Source organism: Thiomicrospira aerophila AL3 (genome assembly GCF_000227665.2).
GTDB lineage: Bacteria > Pseudomonadota > Gammaproteobacteria > Thiomicrospirales > Thiomicrospiraceae > Thiomicrospira > Thiomicrospira aerophila.
This window is the reverse complement of the sequence record NZ_CP007030.1, coordinates 1,722,167-1,739,874: the sequence shown is the minus strand read 5'-3', so window position 1 is coordinate 1,739,874 and position 17,708 is coordinate 1,722,167. Positions and strand designations below refer to the sequence as shown.

Annotated in this window: 18 protein-coding genes, 1 tRNA gene and 1 other RNA gene; 12 read left to right on the top strand and 8 right to left on the bottom strand. The window is 46.0% G+C overall.

The features are described 5' to 3' along the window. Positions 1-472: 472 nt before the first annotated feature. Genes THIAE_RS08470 through folB form a run of 3 tightly spaced genes read right to left on the bottom strand, consistent with a single transcriptional unit; the run spans position 473 to position 2,883 of the window. Positions 473-1,240 (bottom strand): undecaprenyl-diphosphate phosphatase, encoded by a 768-nt coding sequence (locus tag THIAE_RS08470; RefSeq protein WP_006460955.1) that lies wholly within the window; start codon positions 1,238-1,240, stop codon positions 473-475. A 54-nt stretch (positions 1,241-1,294) separates the two neighbouring features. Further along, complete coding sequence (locus THIAE_RS08465) at positions 1,295-2,470, bottom strand: class I SAM-dependent methyltransferase (protein WP_006460956.1); 1,176 nt, start codon at positions 2,468-2,470, stop codon at positions 1,295-1,297. 17 nt (positions 2,471-2,487) lie between these two features. Continuing rightward, the gene (gene folB, locus THIAE_RS08460) at positions 2,488-2,883 is read right to left on the bottom strand and encodes a dihydroneopterin aldolase (protein WP_239232371.1); all 396 of its coding nucleotides are present in this window, start codon (positions 2,881-2,883) and stop codon (positions 2,488-2,490) included. Between the two features lie 45 nt (positions 2,884-2,928). On the opposite strand from folB, the gene plsY reads away from it, so the two are divergent. Then, positions 2,929-3,531 (top strand): glycerol-3-phosphate 1-O-acyltransferase PlsY, encoded by a 603-nt coding sequence (gene plsY / locus THIAE_RS08455; protein ID WP_006460958.1) that lies wholly within the window; start codon positions 2,929-2,931, stop codon positions 3,529-3,531. Here the strand turns inward: plsY and tsaD are convergent. Beyond that, complete coding sequence (gene tsaD, locus THIAE_RS08450) at positions 3,515-4,585, bottom strand: tRNA (adenosine(37)-N6)-threonylcarbamoyltransferase complex transferase subunit TsaD (RefSeq protein WP_006460959.1); 1,071 nt, start codon at positions 4,583-4,585, stop codon at positions 3,515-3,517. The two genes, plsY and tsaD, sit on opposite strands and share 17 nt — an antisense overlap. 178 nt (positions 4,586-4,763) lie before the next feature. On the opposite strand from tsaD, the gene rpsU reads away from it, so the two are divergent. From rpsU to THIAE_RS08425, 5 genes are all read left to right on the top strand, one after another. Beyond that, a complete protein-coding gene (gene rpsU, locus THIAE_RS08445) occupies positions 4,764-4,982 on the top strand; it encodes a 30S ribosomal protein S21 (RefSeq protein ID WP_006460960.1) in 219 nt (72 codons plus the stop codon). 2 nt (positions 4,983-4,984) lie between these two features. Next, positions 4,985-5,428, top strand: a complete 444-nt coding sequence (locus tag THIAE_RS08440; protein ID WP_006460961.1) for a GatB/YqeY domain-containing protein — start codon at positions 4,985-4,987, stop codon at positions 5,426-5,428. Between the two features lie 75 nt (positions 5,429-5,503). Then, positions 5,504-7,351, top strand: a complete 1,848-nt coding sequence (dnaG, locus tag THIAE_RS08435) for a DNA primase (RefSeq protein ID WP_006460962.1) — start codon at positions 5,504-5,506, stop codon at positions 7,349-7,351. 166 nt (positions 7,352-7,517) lie between these two features. Further along, entirely contained in the window at positions 7,518-9,305 is a 1,788-nt protein-coding gene (gene rpoD, locus THIAE_RS08430) for an RNA polymerase sigma factor RpoD (RefSeq protein ID WP_006460963.1), read from the top strand. A 94-nt stretch (positions 9,306-9,399) separates the two neighbouring features. Next, positions 9,400-9,476, top strand: a tRNA-Ile gene (locus THIAE_RS08425). A 59-nt stretch (positions 9,477-9,535) separates the two neighbouring features. Here THIAE_RS08425 and THIAE_RS08420 read toward each other — a convergent pair. Continuing rightward, the gene (locus tag THIAE_RS08420) at positions 9,536-10,708 is read right to left on the bottom strand and encodes a cation diffusion facilitator family transporter (protein WP_006460964.1); all 1,173 of its coding nucleotides are present in this window, start codon (positions 10,706-10,708) and stop codon (positions 9,536-9,538) included. Between the two features lie 296 nt (positions 10,709-11,004). Between THIAE_RS08420 and THIAE_RS08415 the strand changes: the two genes are divergently transcribed. Then, the gene (locus THIAE_RS08415) at positions 11,005-11,382 is read left to right on the top strand and encodes a CidA/LrgA family protein (protein ID WP_041483061.1); all 378 of its coding nucleotides are present in this window, start codon (positions 11,005-11,007) and stop codon (positions 11,380-11,382) included. 1 nt (position 11,383) lies between these two features. Beyond that, on the top strand, positions 11,384-12,097 hold the full coding sequence (locus tag THIAE_RS08410) for an LrgB family protein (RefSeq protein ID WP_006460966.1): 714 nt from the start codon (positions 11,384-11,386) through the stop codon (positions 12,095-12,097). Here the strand turns inward: THIAE_RS08410 and THIAE_RS08405 are convergent, their stop codons facing one another. The 3 genes from THIAE_RS08405 to THIAE_RS08395 are packed head-to-tail and all read right to left on the bottom strand — an operon-like array spanning position 12,098 to position 14,581. Continuing rightward, positions 12,098-12,568, bottom strand: coding sequence for a Dps family protein (locus THIAE_RS08405; RefSeq protein ID WP_006460967.1), 471 nt, complete (start codon positions 12,566-12,568; stop codon positions 12,098-12,100). It abuts the gene before it with no gap. Positions 12,569-12,620: 52 nt separating this feature from the next. Continuing rightward, on the bottom strand, positions 12,621-12,986 hold the full coding sequence (locus tag THIAE_RS08400) for a YraN family protein (RefSeq protein ID WP_006460968.1): 366 nt from the start codon (positions 12,984-12,986) through the stop codon (positions 12,621-12,623). A 26-nt stretch (positions 12,987-13,012) separates the two neighbouring features. Next, positions 13,013-14,581, bottom strand: a complete 1,569-nt coding sequence (locus tag THIAE_RS08395) for a penicillin-binding protein activator (protein WP_006460969.1) — start codon at positions 14,579-14,581, stop codon at positions 13,013-13,015. 55 nt (positions 14,582-14,636) lie between these two features. Here THIAE_RS08395 and rsmI point away from each other — a divergent pair, with 55 nt between their 5' ends. From rsmI to rsmH, 4 genes are all read left to right on the top strand, one after another. Continuing rightward, entirely contained in the window at positions 14,637-15,491 is an 855-nt protein-coding gene (gene rsmI, locus THIAE_RS08390) for a 16S rRNA (cytidine(1402)-2'-O)-methyltransferase (protein ID WP_006460970.1), read from the top strand. A gap of 32 nt (positions 15,492-15,523) precedes the next feature. Next, positions 15,524-15,918, top strand: an RNA gene (gene rnpB / locus THIAE_RS10700) — RNase P RNA component class A. A 350-nt stretch (positions 15,919-16,268) separates the two neighbouring features. After that, positions 16,269-16,727, top strand: coding sequence for a division/cell wall cluster transcriptional repressor MraZ (gene mraZ, locus THIAE_RS08385; protein WP_006460971.1), 459 nt, complete (start codon positions 16,269-16,271; stop codon positions 16,725-16,727). After that, on the top strand, positions 16,724-17,653 hold the full coding sequence (gene rsmH / locus THIAE_RS08380; RefSeq protein ID WP_006460972.1) for a 16S rRNA (cytosine(1402)-N(4))-methyltransferase RsmH: 930 nt from the start codon (positions 16,724-16,726) through the stop codon (positions 17,651-17,653). The genes mraZ and rsmH overlap by 4 nt, the downstream gene beginning before the upstream one ends. Positions 17,654-17,708: the final 55 nt, after the last annotated feature.

Sequence of the window (17,708 nt, the reverse complement as noted above, 5' to 3'; positions counted from 1 at the left end):
TTAGTTATGGGAGACTTTAGTGGTGTATTTTCGATTAAGTGTTTTACATAGTTGTGCATGACCAGACCTGTTTTTATCAAGCAGGCTTGGATAAGGGATGCACATACGCCATCGCACCAAATTGTAATTTAACAATAGGTGTGAAAAGATCAAAAAGTTGGGCAGATTTAGGTTAAATAATTAGCCTAAAGCTACACATACCCTTTAAAGGCGTTGTATTTTAATTTTGAGCAAAACAATGATTGTCGGAAGACGATGATTTGATTTGCTTGTTACCGCAGGGGAGACAAGCAAACTAACAGAATGCGAGACCTAAGCGGGTTTATTTAAAATAGTATGTAAGCAACAACTGTCACCAGAACTACTGTCCACTAAAGGATCTCCGTTAATTGAAAAACTGTGCAAACTATAAAAGGGATAATTTGGTTTGTCAAGTTTGTCTATAAATTTATTTTATTGCTCTAATAACCTGCTAAACAAACCAAATCAATAACGCACTGCCAAGCAAAATACGGTAGATGCCGAAGGCACGAAAGGTGAAGTGTTGTAAAAATTTTAAGAACAATTTAATTGATAGCCAGGCGACTAGAAAAGAAACTACGAACCCAACTATTAAAGGCGTGAAACTGGTTTGGGCAAAGGCATCATAGTGTTTTAGTAGGGAGTAACCGGAGGTCGCCGTTAATACCGGTAAGGCGAGTAAAAAAGAAAACTCTGCCGAGGTTTTGCGGTCCAGCCCCGTCAGCATGCCACCAATAATGGTCGCGCCGGCACGACTGGTACCGGGGATCAGGGCAAAAATTTGTGCAAAGCCAACCCATAGGGTTTGTTTATAAGTCAGTTGATCGAGATTGCGCACGGTATGCTGGCTTTCTTTGTAAAAATGCTCGACCACCAAAAAGATGATCCCGCCGATAATAAACATCCAGGCCACCGTGGCCACATTAAACAGGGCTTCAATCGAGTCGGCAAATAAAAACCCGATGCTGGCGATTGGCAAAAAGGCAATAAACACCTTAATCCACAGTTGATATTGGCTGGGGTGAAAGCGTTCGGCATAGGTGGCAAAAACCGCTAAAATCGCCGCCAGTTGGATAATGATTTTAAACGCCGTATTGTGGTCGTCCTGGTGCAATCCCATCAGTTCGGCGGCGACAATCAGGTGACCGGTCGATGAAATCGGTAAAAACTCGGTGAGACCTTCAATAATACCGAGAACAATAGCGTGAAATATATCCATAGGAGGTGTCTTACTAAATTAGTGGGTTTAAATCTGCACAATCATAACATTTGGTTAGAGTTGGTGGCGTAAATCTCGCTGTTGAAAACCAATCAAGGGCGAGTCGAACTGTTTCGTCAAGGCCATGACTTTAAAGCTTTCCCCCATTTCATCGGGCAGGGTAAGGCGTTTTATTTGTTGCGAAAGTTGCAATTGCACGACCACGTCTTGATCTTGCTGCAAGCTAAACTCTAATAAGCCCGTACCCATTAAAAAGTGGGCTTGGGTGGTGTAGCCAGCCACTTTAAAGTGCGCCGCATAAGCGGCTTCCGCCACTGCCGTAAAATCAACATGCGCCGTAATGTCTTGTAGGCCAGGATGCCAAAACGGGTTGTTGTGGGCACGTTGTTGATAGTGACAACGAAGCGTCCCCATATAGCGAGCGGGCTGCCAAAGCTCTTTGCGTGGATAACCATAATCTATTAACAATAGCATTCCCTGGTTAAGCAGCTCGTCAAGACTTCTTAACCAAGGCTGTATATTAAGATTAATTTCAGCATGATAGCCACGGATCGGTGGTTCACCAATCGCCTGCTGTAAACGATTGGCGATTTTTTGCAGTCGGGTATCCGTGATGGGTTGATAGGCCCAGCTAAAGTGTTGTTGCGCATCATCCCAGCTCACAAAGGCTTGGAGTTGTTGATCAGGTTCAAGTCGAATGCGTTCAACAGGCATGGCATCGAGTACCTCATTCGCCAAGATAACACCATTAAAGGGTTGCTTAGGAAGTTGGTCAAGCCAAATGACTTTATTACGCAGCTTTTCAGGCAGGCTGCTAAGTGTCTCGGTTTGCTGCGCTCTTAGTGCGGCACTGACTTCTAGTATGTAGTAGTGGTTAAACTGGTCTGCATGGTCGGCTAGATGAAGCAGGATATCTTTAGCCATGGTGCCTCGTCCCGCACCAAACTCCAGAATATGGCCATCGTTCATTTGATTTAACACTTGCCAGGCCTGGTTAGCGAGGCATTTTGAGAAGATCGGACTTATTTCCGGTGCTGTGGTAAAGTCCCCACCGGCTCCAATTTTGGGTAAGCCGTTAGCATAGTAACCCAGTGATGGCGTATAAAGGGCCATCTGCATAAAATTGGCAAAGGATGGATTGCCGTGTCGTTGAATTCGGCGACGAATATACTGGGTCAACTCGTTGCTTAAAGTGAGCGCATCGCTATCGGGTGTGGGAAGTCCATTCATGGTTGATTTCATTTAATTTATGTACGCCAACGGGTGACTTGTAAGCCAACTTGTTGGCTGGCGGCCACTGCATGAGGTTTGGCAAGGGTAAGTTCGATCCCTTGGATTAACGGAAAGTCGTTCAGCAGGCGGGTAAGAATATCGTGCGCTAGTGTTTCAATCAGTCGATGCGCTTTAGCTTGGCAGTGCAGTTCGATGGTGCTGGCGACGGCTGCATAATCAATCGAATCCTCTAGTTGGGCGGAATTAAAAACCGGCGTAAAGTCACAATAGAGCTTTAAGCTGAACACCAAAGGTTGGGGTTGAACCTGTTCCCAAGCATGGATGCCTATTAGGGTGTTGATGCGAAGGTTATCGATGAAGATGAAATCTGAAGGCGGTGATGACCTGTTCATGTTTAATAATTTTTTCATTAAAAAGCTATAATAGCGCGCAGTTTATCGAATATCGGAGGCGTTGTGGAAGTAATTTTTGGCTTGCTATTGGTAGCAGCTTATTTATTGGGCTCGGTTTCAAGCGCCATTATTGTGTGTCGCATTATGGGGTTGGGTGATCCACGAGAAGCGGGCTCGGGCAATCCGGGTGCAACGAATGTATTACGCATTGGTGGTGAAAAAGGTAAGCGTGCCGCAGGGATAACGCTTGCGGGTGATATGCTTAAAGGGGTGGTGCCCGTGCTGTTAGCCCATGCGTTAGGCTTTGAACCTTTATGGGTGATATTGGTTGGGGTGGCGGCATTTTTGGGGCATTTGTACCCGGTGTTTTTCCAGTTTAAAGGTGGCAAGGGTGTCGCCACCTTTATTGGGGTGATGCTTGCGGTGCATTTTTGGGCAGGCCTGCTGGTGGCGGCAACCTGGTTATTTATCGCCAAGGGGTTGAAGATTTCGTCGCTTTCGGCGCTGATTGCCAGCCTGCTTGCTCCGGTTTATCTTTACTTTTTAACCGGTGAGCTAAGCTGGGTTTGGCTAACGCTTGCGATGACCTTGTTATTATTCTGGCGTCATCGCAGTAATATTGGTCGCTTGGTTCGTGGTGAAGAAACCTTTAAGCGTTCGCCCTAGTTGGCATAGGTGATTCAAGCTGGTCAAGCGGCCAGCGCGCTTTGGCTGAAAAATTGAGTGATGGGTTCTGTTGACCCGCTTGCAAACGCATGGCACCGGCAAACGCAATCATCGCCGCGTTGTCGGTACAAAACTCGAGTCGGGGAAAAAAAGCTTCGCCACCGCGTTGTGCCATGAGTTCAGTTAGGCTGGCACGGATAGCACGATTTGCGCTGACTCCACCCGATACCACCAACCGATTCATACCTGTTGCAATAAGGGCGCGTTTGCACTTTACGGTGAGGGTTTCGGCAACAGCCAGTTCAAAGGCTCGGCAGATATCGGCGCGTGTTTGATCATTATCATCCCCTTGTTTAACGGCGTTTTGCCAGGTGTTAAGGCTAAAGGTTTTTAAGCCGCTAAAGCTCATATCTAAACCCGGTCGATCGAGCATAGGACGCGGAAATTGATAACGGTTCGGGTCGCCGCTCAGGGCAAATTTCGATACAATCGGACCGCCGGGATAGCCCAAACCCAGCATTTTTGCTGTTTTGTCGAAGGCTTCGCCGGCGGCATCGTCAAGCGTATCGCCAAGTAATTCGTACTGACCGATATTGTCAACGCGAATAATTTGACTGTGCCCGCCTGAGATTAGGAGCGCAATAAATGGAAAGGCGGGTGGGTTTGGTTCCAGCATGGGCGCTAATAGGTGGCCCTCCATATGGTGAACACCCAGAGCAGGAACTTTCCAAGCATAGGCAAGGCTGCTTGCTATCGCCGAGCCTGTCAGGAGTGCCCCCATGAGTCCTGGGCCTTGGGTGTAAGCGATGGCATCAATTTTGACAGCTTGGTTTTGTTGTTCGCCTACTTCATTAAGGAGTTGTTTAATGAGGGGAATGATTTTCCGAATATGGTCACGGGAAGCTAATTCGGGCACAACGCCGCCATAGACTTGATGTAACTCGATTTGACTAAATAAATGGTGGCCTAGCAGGCCTGCTGATGTGTCATAAATGGCAACAGCCGATTCATCGCAAGAGCTTTCAATGCCTAAAACAGTTAAAGAGCTTGTCATACTCGGTCCTTTTATCCCTTGCTTTTATGCAGTTTATGCCGCGGGTGAATATTTTTAGCAAGATTTTAACAAATTTATTTGCAAATAGTCGTGGGCAAAATTATAATCTTGCACTTTAATATTGACTGACCTCAGTCATGTTTCCAGAATTTCCTATTTAATTTAAAGAAGAAGCTTTATGCCAATTGTAAAAGTTAGAGATACAGAACCCTTTGACGTGGCACTACGTCGTTTTAAGCGCGCTTGTGAAAAAGCAGGTGTGTTAACTGAATCACGTAAGCGTGAATACTATGAAAAGCCAACCTGGGCTAAAAAGCGCATGAAGGCAGCAGCAGTCAAGCGTCTTGCTAAGCGTCTGTCGCGTGAGCGCCGTCGCCTTAATGGTCGTCCGTTTTAATTATGGATTACAAAGCCAAGCTAACAGATGAAATGAAGCGCTGCATGAAAGCAGGCGAAAAGTCACGTTTGTTAGTTGTCAGAACCTTGCTTGCCGCCATCAAACAACAAGAAGTTGACCAGCAAACTACCTTGAATGATGAGCAAATTCTTGCCGTCCTAGACAAAGCGCTTAAGCAACGAAAAGAATCGATTGCACAGTTTGAAGCAGCGGGTCGCGAGGATTTAGCTGAAAACGAAGCGGCTGAGATGGCGGTGATTCAAGATTTCATGCCGCAGCCGTTGAGTGAGGCTGACATTGCAAGCATGATCGACCAGGCATTTAATGAAGTTAGCCCAAGTGGAATGCAAGATATGGGCAAAGTGATGGCTTTATTAAAACCGCAAATGCAAGGCCGAGCTGATATGGCGCTAGTTAGCCAGCAGATTAAAGCAAAGCTTGGATAGATCGTTACAAAGCCTGTAATCGTAAGAAACCTGCGTCAGCAGGTTTTTTCGTTATCAGGGCAAAAGGAGTGATCAATGCAAATTCAAGGGGTAATACCGCGCGATTTTATTGATCAACTGCTGGCTCGTGTTAATCTTGTCGATGTGATCAATGCACGGGTTCCGTTAAAAAAGGCGGGTGCAACCTACAAAGCCTGCTGTCCTTTTCATCAAGAAAAAACACCTTCTTTTACCGTTAATCCGAACAAACAGTATTACCATTGTTTTGGGTGTGGTGCGCATGGTGATGCCATTTCTTTTTTGGTTGAGCACGACGGTTTAAGTTTTATTGAAGCGGTAGAGGTGTTGGCTCAGCAGGTGGGTATGACTGTGCCGCGTCAAAAGCTCTCCAAGGAGCAGCAGAAAGTCCAGCAACAACGAATTGAGCGTGAGCGTGACTTGTATGATGTATCCCATGCGGCGGCAAAATTTTACCGCGCTCAGCTTCGCGATCATAGTGATGCCGCGCAAGCAAAAACCTATTTACGTCAACGTGGTTTAACACCGGAAGTCGCCAAGCGTTTTATTATTGGATTTGCCCCGCCAGGCTGGGATGCGTTAATAAAGGGCTTGCAGGCTGATGCGCGTTTAACCGCACAGCTTGTTGAGTTGGGTTTATTGGTTGTAAACGATTCGGGCAAAACCTATGATCGTTTTCGCCACCGAATAATGTTTCCAATTCGTAACGGTAAGGGCCAGGTCATTGCGTTTGGCGGTCGCGTGTTGAGTGCTGAAGAACAGCCAAAGTATTTGAATTCGCCGGAAAGTCCGATCTTCCATAAAAGTGATACCTTATATGGACTTTATGAGTGGCGGCAAAGTCGTGATCAATCCGACTATTTGATTGTGGTTGAGGGTTATATGGATGTGGTGGCTTTGGCACAGCATGGTGTTAATAATGCCGTAGCAACCCTTGGCACTGCTATTACAGAGTCTCATTGCCAACTGTTGTTTCGTCAAGTTGATGAGTTGGTGTTTTGCTTTGATGGCGATCGGGCGGGTTTAAATGCTGCTTGGAAGGCGTTGGAATTAGTCTTGCCCCTTATTGGTGGGCAGCGCTCGGTCAAGTTTTTGTTTTTAGATCAGGGTGAGGATCCCGATTCGGCGGTGCGGAAGTTGGGGGCTGAAGGCTTTCGTGCGTTGGTTAATCAAGCTATGCCCTTGTCGGATTTTTGGTTACAGCATTTGCTGAATAAGCTCAGTGTTTCGACGGCGTACCCTGAAGGTCGGCAACAGTTGGTTGCCCTAGCTCAGCCTTATATTTTGCGGGCTACGGGTCTTTACCAATATCTGCTAATAGAGTTGTTAGCGTCACAGGTTAATTTGCCGACTTGGCGTTTGGAGCGGCAGCTTGGTGTCAGAACGGGTTATGCAGGTGGGCAGGCAGGTCAAGGTGTTGGCGCGAATAACACAGCAGGCCAGCCCAGTTTAGGTCAGCCTCGATCCAGTGTAAATAGTGCCAGAAATGCGCGGACAATTCGGAAGCAGAATATGTCACTAGCCAAATATTTGGTGCGAATTTTGCTTATAAAGCCGAGTTGGGCGTTTGATCTTGCACCCTTATTAGAGCCTATGCTTGCAATGAGTCAGCATCACGATGCCAAAATTTTATTGGCTTTACTGCGTTGTCATCAATTACCACTTGAGCAGCAGCACTCAGCGTTTGAGCGTTTTAACCAACATTATGCCGCAGAGATTGATTATATTCAGTCACAGCCAATACCTGATTCTGATGAAGAAGTGAGTGCTATGTTTGAAAGTACGGCAATACGTTTGGCTGACGAGTTAGAAAAAGCCTTGCTTAAGAGCCAAGTGCACCAAGGTGAAACATTGAGCGCTTTGCAAGCGTTTTTGGCGGAGCGAAAAAACAACAGCCGACATTAAGTCAGCCTTGTTAGTTAAGTATGTGTAATTGTTTAACATTCTGGTGCTAGCTTAAGCAAACGCCAGGTGTTTTTGTTATAATATTGAACCATTTTTTAAGGCGTCCGTGCGTGGCTGCGTCAACAGACTATGGTAGACCCCTTTTATCGTTATTTTTGAGGCAAACATGACAAAAGTAGAAAGAAAGCAGCAGTTAATTGATCTTATTGAAAGAGCAAAGGATCTAGGATACCTAACCTATGCTGATGTTAACGATGTGTTGCCTGACGATATTGAAGAGGATCAGTTAAGTCAAGTCTTAACGATTTTAGGTGATTTTGGGATCCCATTGTTTGATACCGCGCCTGAAGAAGATGAATTAATTACCAAGGAAGGCGGGGCGTTTGATGAGGCGGCCGCTGAAGCGGCGATTTTAGCCTTGGCAGAAGTGGATTCAGAATTTGGTCGCACTACCGATCCGGTACGTATGTATATGCGTGAAATGGGTTCGGTTGAGCTGTTAACGCGTAAAGGCGAAATCGACATTGCCAAGCGTATTGAATCGAATATTCGTGATATGCTCGATTCGTTATCAAAATATCCGATGTGCGCTGAAAAAATCCTAAAAGCCTTTCAAAAAATGGACGATGGTGAAGGTAAGTTAGCGGATGTCATTCAAGGGTTTATTGATCCTAATGATTTGGAAGAGGTTGAGGTTGAGGACTTAAATGCCGATTCTGATAATAACGCTGAGCCGAAGGATGACTCGATTGATCCCGCATTGATTGAAGCCTTCTTGGCTGAATTAGAAAAACTGCATCGTGATGCGGTTAAAGCGGAAGATACACATGGCTCAAGCGATCCTAAAGCTAAACAAAAACGTCAGCTGGTTGTAGATCATTTGCGCACTGTGAAATTGGTGCCACTGTTCACTAATGGCGTTATACGTGACATCAAAGGAAAAATTGCGGCCATTCGTGAACAAGAGCGCGTCATTGTCAATGCGGTAGTCCGCAAGGTGAAGATTCCACGTACTCGCTTTGTAGAGTTGTTTGTCGATAATGAAGCCAATCCACAGTTAATCGATATGTTAATTGCTGAGTATCCTGATAAAGCAGGCCTGCTAGACGAGGTACGCCTAGATGTGAAGCGTGCCCAAAAGCGTTTAGCCCTGATTGAGAAGTCAGAAAAAATGGCCATCAGCTATTACAAAAAAGTCTATAAAGACTTGAGTAAATCAGAAAGCCAAGCCCGTGCTGCCAAACGTGAAATGATCGAGGCCAACCTGCGTTTGGTGATCTCGATTGCCAAAAAATACACCAACCGTGGCTTGCAGTTCCTTGACCTGATTCAAGAAGGCAACATCGGCTTAATGAAAGCGGTCGATAAGTTTGAATACCGTCGTGGTTATAAGTTCTCGACCTACGCGACCTGGTGGATTCGTCAGGCGATTACCCGTTCGATTGCCGACCAAGCACGTACCATCCGTATTCCGGTGCACATGATTGAAACCATCAATAAGCTCAATCGTATTCAACGTCAGCTGTTGCAAAAAATGGGGCGTGAACCGACGCCGGAAGAACTGGCTGAAGAAATGGAAATGCCGGAAGACAAGATTCGCAAAGTGATGAAAATCGCCAAAGAACCGATTTCGATGGAAACGCCGATTGGGGATGACGAAGATTCATCATTGGGTGATTTTATTGAAGACTCCAATATTCTGTCACCGTCCGATTCGGCTGATTTGGAAGGCATGAGCGAAACCGTGCGTGAGATGCTCAGCACCCTCACACCACGCGAAGCGAAGGTGTTGCGTATGCGTTTTGGTTTGGGCATGAATACCGATCACACGCTTGAAGAGGTCGGCAAACAGTTTGATGTGACCCGTGAACGTATTCGTCAAATTGAAGCGAAAGCCCTGCGTAAACTGCGCCACCCAAGCCGTGCCGAGCGCTTGCGTAGTTTCCTAGATTAATTGCGAGATCATTGGTATTTCAAGATAAAGCCGCTATAATACGCCTTCATTTTGCATCAAGCATAATGAAGGCACGATCAATCCAATCCTTTTAGGGCCTCTAGCTCAGTTGGTTAGAGCACACGACTCATAATCGTTAGGTCCCCGGTTCGAGCCCGGGGAGGCCCACCATTTAAATCCCTTAAATTTCATAATGTTAAGCTTCTATAGAATTGAGTTCTGTCAGCTTGTTAATTGTCCGGATAACGCTTAGATAACGGCATATCAATGCGTTTTAGTATCTCTACTGATGCGATCCATTCGATAGATCGAACAGCGTCTTGCAATGAGTTTAGGATGGTTTTATTATCAAAAGGTGCGTGTTCATTTACATGCACAACCAGGTTGACCTGTCCTGAAAGGTAATGAATGTCGAAGTCGAGGATCCAGGGCTTGATGGCAAGATTCTCCCAGTGAATCTTTAGCAGCGTTTCAATTTCGGGGCGAAGAGGCAGGCCTGGTTGTAGGCTTGGGTCGCCCAAGCCTGCATCATCTTCCGGATCGATATGAAAGGTAAGGTCGGTGATTTCAGGAAACTGTTTACGTAGTCGTCGACTGGCTTCATTGCCAATTTCATGGCCTTCGGAAATGCTAATTCGAGGCGATACGACAATATGTACATCGACCATGGTTCGTCCCGCCGCTTGGCGAGTTCTGAGGTCATGCACACCTAATACACCCGGTACGTGTGCCGCAGTACGGCGCATTTTTTGTTGTGTCTTTTCGGGTAGCGCGGTATCGACCAACTCCTTGCTGGCATCCCACAATAAGCTGATACCAATTTTGCCAATCATGATGCCTACAATAATGGCGGCAAGGGTATCCAGCCAACCGTATCCGAACTGTGACCCTACCAAAGCAATTAAAACAATAGCCGTTGAAAATACATCAGTACGAGAGTGCCAAGCATTGGCTTCAAGAAGTTTAGAGTTTATTCGTTTGGCAACACGCATGGTGATGTGATAAAGCCATTCCTTGGCGAAGAGCGCAATCGCAGCAACAGCCATGGCCCAGTATCCCGGTGGTGGGATCTCGGTGGCACTGACCAGGCGATGAATACTGGCTAGTGCGATAGCGGCTGCAACCACAATTAAGATGCTCGCTAAGAATAAGGTCGCAAGCGTTTCAATACGACCGTGTCCATAAGGATGGTCGTGGTCTGGGTGTTGACTGCCGTAGTGTGTTGCTACATAAACAAAGCCATCGGTGAGTAAGTCGGAGAGGGAGTGAACGCCGTCAGCAATTAAGGCCGCAGAGCTTACTAGAACTCCGGTAACGATTTTGGCGAAACCTATAACGCCATCAATGACGGCAGCAATGAGGGTAATGCGCTTAGCGGCTTTAGCGCGATGTTTAGCGTTCATTTTACTGACTCATAGTAAATTAGTGATCACATGGAATGGTTATTGATGGTATCCGAATTAAGCGCTGATTAGTAGTTGTTGAGAGCTTTTATTATTTAGGTGCATGTAGCAATAAGTTTAGGATGGGTGTTCATTCAAGAATGCTATCGGGCTATCTACCCGTTAATATTTATTTAGACATGGCTCATTTTTAAATTAATCCGGTTAAGCATTCGTAACGCTTGCTATTATATTCTCTTGCTTAATTTTGAGTCTTTTCGCTACACTAATCAGAATTCATTGTAGCGATCGAGGTCATGGTGGGATTTTCTTTTTTAGGGTTAATAACCGTATTGTTGGTTTATCAGCTTATTGGTGAGCTTATTGTATTGGCATTCGGTTGGCCTGTACCGGGCCCTGTGATTGGCATGTTTTTGTTGTTAATGACCTTATTGCTTCGCCAGGCCTGGTCGCCGTATTTAGTGGAGCCTGCACAGCAGTTTTTGCGCTATTTGTCATTGTTTTTTGTGCCTGCCGGTGTGGGGGTGATGGTGCATCTCACCCGTATCGGCGAAGAATGGTTATCGATTCTAGTGGCCTTAGTAATAAGTACCCTTGTCAGTCTAGTCGTCACCGCTTGGGTGATGTTGGGTTTAGCTAAGCTTTTGCAAAAAGCTAAACTAGGAGCAAAATAGCATGGATGCGTTCGATGATATTTGGGTTTATCTAGCAGCTAGCCCCTTGTTTGGATTAGTGCTCACGCTGGTTGTTTTTCAAGCAGTCTATTCTCTGTATAGTCGGGCCCATTATAATCCCATGCTTAATCCGGTAGCCATGAGTGTGTTGGTGATTATCACGGTGTTGTGGTTGTCGGGTATGTCTTATGAGCATTATTTTGAGGGGGCGCAATTCATTCATTTCTTGTTAGGGCCGGCTACTGTCGCCCTCGCTATTCCGCTCTATCAGCATTGGGCAACGCTACGTAGTTTATGGATTCCTATTTTGTTTGCAACCAGTATTGGATTAATCGCGGCCGGATTGAGTGCGTTTTGGATTGCGCAGTGGCTAGGAGCAAGTATGGAAACACTCTTGTCTTTAGTTCCCAAGTCAGTTACAGCACCAGTGGCAATGGGGATTGCTGAAAAAAATGGTGGCATTGCAACGCTTACTGCCGCTTTTGTAGTGATTACCGGTGTATTAGGCGCCATGCTTGGCCCATGGGTTTTTAAACTGATGAAATTAAAAGACGATCGTGTGGCGGGGATTGCGATGGGGGTGACTGCGCACGGATTAGGCACAGCGAAGTCGTTTCAAATTAGTGTGCAGATGGGGGCATTCTCAGGTTTAGCCATGGCTTTATCCGCGTTTATTGCGGCCATTATTTTGCCATGGCTGATGGCAAGTTTATAGTTATTTAGCAATTAAGCTGCGCAGCATCCAGGCCGTTTTTTCATGTACTTGCATACGTTGTGTTAGTAGATCAAGCGTAGGTTCATCATTAGCAGCATCGGCAATTTTAACGACTTCTCGAGCGGTTTTGACTACAGCTTCTTGGCCGGCAATGAGGTTGCGAATCATGGTATCCGCATCGGGCGTGTCTTGTTCCTCTTGGATTTGACTAAGTTGGTTAAAGCGTTGAAATGAACCTGGTGCAAATTCGCCCAATGAGCGAATGCGTTCAGCAATTTCATCAACAGCGGTAAATAGTTCGGTATATTGTTGTTCAAACATCATGTGCAGGCTGTTGAACATAGGTCCTGTAACATTCCAGTGATAATTGTGTGTCTTTAAGAACAATACATAAGAGTCGGCAAGCAGGCGAGATAAACCGGCAGCAATATCTTTACGCGTTGTTTCATCAATACCAATATTGATTTCCATGATCCATTCCTTTGAATTCAGTCGTTAAAAGTTTAGGTTAGCAGAGCAAAGCTTACCAAGCAACAATAGCATTTTTTAGCCAGCCGGGCTCTTCATTACCTAAAAAATACACGACGTCAAAGCGCATGGGCTGGTTTTGTAGATGGGGGTGGTGCTGTAAAAAAACGCGAGCGGCTTTAAGGAGTCGTTGCTGCTTAGTAGGTGTGATGGTTTCAAGGGGGTGGCCATGGTCAGCCTGCTCTCTAAACCTAACCTCAACAAAAACGAGGTGTTCCTCAATGGCAAAAATAAGATCGAGTTCGCCACCCTTATAGGTTGCATTGCGTTTGATAAGGGTGCCGCCCTGTTTAACTAAAAAGTCAGCGGCTAGATTTTCGTAATGTTGACCCAGCGCGCGTTTTGTTCGAGTGTCAGTCATAGCAATAGGCAAAGAGCAGTCTGGTGTTAGAAATTAGGTTGTGTAATCAGTTCTAGTAGTTCGCGTTGACGTTGCTCTCGTTCACGTGGGTGCATAGGGGCAGGTTGTCCAGTGTAATTGGCAAAAGGCCAAATATTGGGTTGGGTGTCATCTGTAATAAGTTGGCCACGGGCATTAAATCTTACTAGAGCTAGCTGGCGGTTTATTAAACCCTTTTCATGGTGGCGTAGTTGGCCCGTTGCTCCATTTAGGCTTAATCCGTCTAGTAGTGCTTGATGGTACTGGGTAATTAAAAAACTATCCCAGCCCAGTGCGGCGAGGGGTGAGCTGATCAACTCGGGTGACATGACCGCGGAGTAGCTTAAAAATCGAATATTTTTTAGATCGGGTTCAGCGAGGCCAGGACGGAATTCAGTGGGCATTAAGGTATCCATGGCATATACGGGAATATTTACCTGAAAAAAATCTAATTGAGGTTGAATGTTGGCAAGGTATTCACGTTCACCTAGGAGTAACAAGGCGTCAAGGTCACCACGGTGACGTGGAAAGAAGGTTAAGTTGTTAGCTAGGGTACGTTGCAAAAAGTTTGCCCGAACTTGGCTCTGATCACTTTGCAATGCGCGTCCTAGCTCATCGCGCAGATTGCGCTGGTTCTGTTCAAATGATAATGGAATGATGCGATTTTGCGGGGTGGTTAACCACTTCTCTTCTAGTTTGCTGATTTGTTGCTGATGGTTGGGCTGGTCGGCATAAAGTACCGCCAAATTGCGATAATCTTGTTTACCGATATGGTAAATAAGTTGTTGTAATGAATCCGGCGTGCCAAATTGAAGTTGCCAGGCATTTGAAGCGTTAGGTGCCGAGTTTAAAAAGATGAGTCGGTCATTGGCAACGCGGCTTAGGGCTTCAATAGTGTTGCGATCAAATGGGCCAATAACCCAGTCAGCGCCAGCTTGTTGAGTTGCTTCATAGGCTTCGATAGGGTTGGTGTAGTCTTCAAGGTTAAAAAATAATAATTGATCTTGCTGGGCGGTTTGCCAATAGGCAGCTAATATTCCAGCACGGATTTGGTTGGATAGCGGTTGCGTGCGGCTATCAAAAGGTAGCAAGATGGCAATACGCTGTTGTTTGGGTGCGTGTTTAGTTTCGCTTAACAGGCTTACAAGCTGCTGCGTGGCGGGGTGGTCGTGAAAAAGTTTGCCTGAGTCTTCGAGCCAAGCAAGTTGAAAGGAGATGGGGAGTTGATGGGTTATCGCTAGGCTATGCCAGGCTTGATGGCGGGAGGTCTGGGCCTGCTGCCAAAAAGAGGGGTTGATTTGATCAAGTTGGGCATAGGTGTCTAAAAGCAAAGAATGCTGTTGTTCGGGTGTTGCAATGACAAGTAAAATTTCAGTCGTATCAAGGTAGCGGCCCCAGTTTTGAGTGGCGAGTGCTTGTTGGCGCTGTGCAACTAGGTCTGGTGCTGAAATCTCTTCCAGTGGAGGTGTTACAATGGTTGGTATTTGCACCGTCTCGTCAATAGCAGGCGCTAATGGTAGCTTGGGAGCACAGGCGCTTAAAAGCAAAATACTGGCAATAATGACAAAAATTTTCACTGGCTGGATCAACTTTTCATTCGTTGTTAGTTATACAAATAGGTTTTAATTATATATGGAATTGCTAGAAAAAAGCACACTTTACGTGGTGGCTACGCCGCTGGGAAATTTAGCTGACATGAGTCCACGTGCATTGGCGGTGCTAAAGCAGGCTGACTGGATTGCAGCGGAAGACACACGGCACTCGCAAAAGTTGCTTACTCACTTTGGTATAGCTAATCGCTTGATAAGTTTGCATAACTACAATGAACAAGCGCGTGTTGAAATGCTGCAATCGAGTCTTGCCAAGGGTGAGGTAGGTGCGCTGATATCAGATGCAGGCACACCGCTGATTAGTGACCCAGGTTATCATCTGGTGAATCAATTGCGGCAAGCAGGCCTGCAAGTTCGACCTATTCCTGGCCCTAGCGCATTGATTGCAGCCTTGTCTGTGGCAGGCATTGCGACAGATCGATTTTATTTTGAAGGGTTTTTGCCAGCTAAGTCAGCCAAGCGACTGGCGCGTTTAGTTGAGTTAAGTGTTCAGCAGGCTACCATGGTGTTTTATGAGGCGCCACATCGTTTGTTGGGCTGTTTGGCTGATTTGAGAGTCGCAATGGGCGATGAACGCTTGGTCTGCGTGGCTCGAGAAATGACCAAGCAGTATGAAGAGTTTCCTCAGGGCTCCCTTGCGCAGGTAGAGGATTATTTTATAAAACACCCTGACAAAGTTCGAGGCGAGCTCGTTATCGTCGTTGCGGGTGCGCAGGCCTTGGCTATAGATGACCAGGCCTGGCAGTCATTAGTGCAGGCCATGCTAGAGCAGCAGGTCAGTGTTAAAACGGTTGCTGAGGTGGTATCTGCGCATTATCAAGTGGCTAAAAAAACGGTTTATCAATGGGCTCAGGCCTGTAAAAATGAAATGCACTAGACAATTAGCATAAATTAGATTAATGTGCGCACCAAGTGAGTTGGACGATCGCGGAATGCCAAGCATTCGGAGGAAAGTCCGGGCACCACAGAGCAGAATGCCAGTTAACGACTGGGCGGTGCGAGCCGACGGAAAGTGCAGCAGAGAGTAGACCGCCGATGGCGCTTGGCGCACAGGTAAGGGTGAAAGGGTGGGGTAAGAGCCCACCGCGCAGCTGGTAACAGTGTGTGGCATGGTAAACCCCATTCGGTGCAAGACCAAATAGGAAAACAGGTTAAGTTTTGGCTTAACGCAGTGTGGCTCGCACTGGTTTTCGGGTAGGTTGCTTGAGGGAAGTAGTGATGCTTCTCCTAGATGAATGATCGTCACCCCAGGCTTGCTTTGGCAGTCAAGGGTACAGAACCCGGCTTATAGACTCACTTATTTTTATTATCTGCACTTAATCTGCACAATCTACCTAATGTTGTGGTTTGTTTTATATTTTTTGGCATATATTGTGGTGTTGTGTTTTTTTATTTAACTTCATCTTTTCAAAATAAAAACAATCTGTTAAAAAGCTATCCTAATATCTTCTGTAGAAACCTGTCTTATCTAGTTGTATTTATACAATTTTTCTAAATTCTCTCTATTGAGTGGCCTTGGTGTGTTAGCGCGCTAAGTTATTGTGATTGTTAATAAAAGTATCTTCAGAAACACATAAATCATCTTGACACTACTGGGTAGAAAGCCTTATAGTGGGGTCAAGTGGTTAAAAGTGGAATAAAGTGGGGATTAAGGGTGTTATTTTTTCGCGGCATTAATGCAATCAATCTTGATGAAAAGGGACGCTTCGCTATTCCAAAGCGCTACCGAGATTCGATTGCCGATGCCTGCGACAATCATTTAATCGCTACCATCGATTTAAATAGCCCATGTTTATTAATTTATACCCAAGATGAATGGGAAGTGATTGAACGCAAATTAATGTCCCTTCCTAACATGGATCCACAAGCAAGAATGGTGCAGCGTTTACTATTAGGCCATGCCTCCGAAATTGACATGGATGCACAGGGGCGAATGTTGTTGCCCAGTTTGTTGCGCGATCACGCCAAGCTGGACAAGCAAGCAATTCTACTAGGTCAAGGCAATAAATTTGAATTGTGGAGTCTTGAGGCTTGGGAAGCGAGTCGTCCAGATATGCTTAATAGTGTGCAACAACTTGATGGCCAAGGCGCCCTAGCGAATTTAAGTTTATGAGTGAGGCATCAAGTCACTATTCAGTGTTGTTGAGCGAGAGTTTGGTGGGTTTGGCTATTAAACCGGATGGTTTTTACGTTGACGGCACCTTTGGTCGCGGCGGCCACAGTCGCGCGTTGCTTGCTCAGCTTGGTCCTATGGGGCGGCTGGTGGCATTTGATCAAGACCCAGAGGCCGTTGCTTATGCCAAGGCAAGTATTGATGACCCACGTTTTGAAATAGTTTATTCAAGTTTTGCCGATCTGCTCTCGGTTGCCGATAGAGCGGGTTGGACCGGTAAGGTAGATGGCATTTTATTAGATTTAGGTGTGTCGTCACCGCAGTTGGATGAAGCTGAGCGTGGGTTTAGTTTTATGCGTGAAGGGCCACTCGATATGCGGATGAATCCAGCGGTGGGCCTTAGTGCTAAAGATTGGTTGATTGCAGTAGAAGAGGAACAGTTAGCACGGGTATTAAAGCATTTTGGTGAAGAACGTTTTGCTTACAAAATTGCACGTGCGGTGAGTCATGATGCGAAAGCAGGCCTGCTAAACACCACTAAAGATTTGGCAGAGTTGGTCGCAAGGGTTGTGCCGAAAAAAGATAAGCACAAGCATCCGGCTACGCGGACTTTTCAAGCAATTCGTATCGCGGTAAATGGTGAGCTAGATGCTTTAAAACAGGTGTTAGATGCAAGTTTAGCGGTGCTAGCACCGCAAGGCCGCTTGAGTGTGATAAGTTTCCATTCACTTGAAGATCGCATCGTTAAACAATTTATGCGCGACCAATCCCAGGTTAAGGATTTGTTTCCAGATTTGCCGGTGTTGGTAGCTACGACCGAAGCACGCTTAAAGCGTATTGGTAAAGCAATTTTTCCAAGTGAGCAAGAATGTTCGCAGAATGTTCGCTCTCGAAGTGCAGTGCTACGAGTAGCTGAAAAAATTTAACCATTTAAACCATTTATTATTAATCAGTTTTGGGCGTGACAAGGGGGATTGAGCA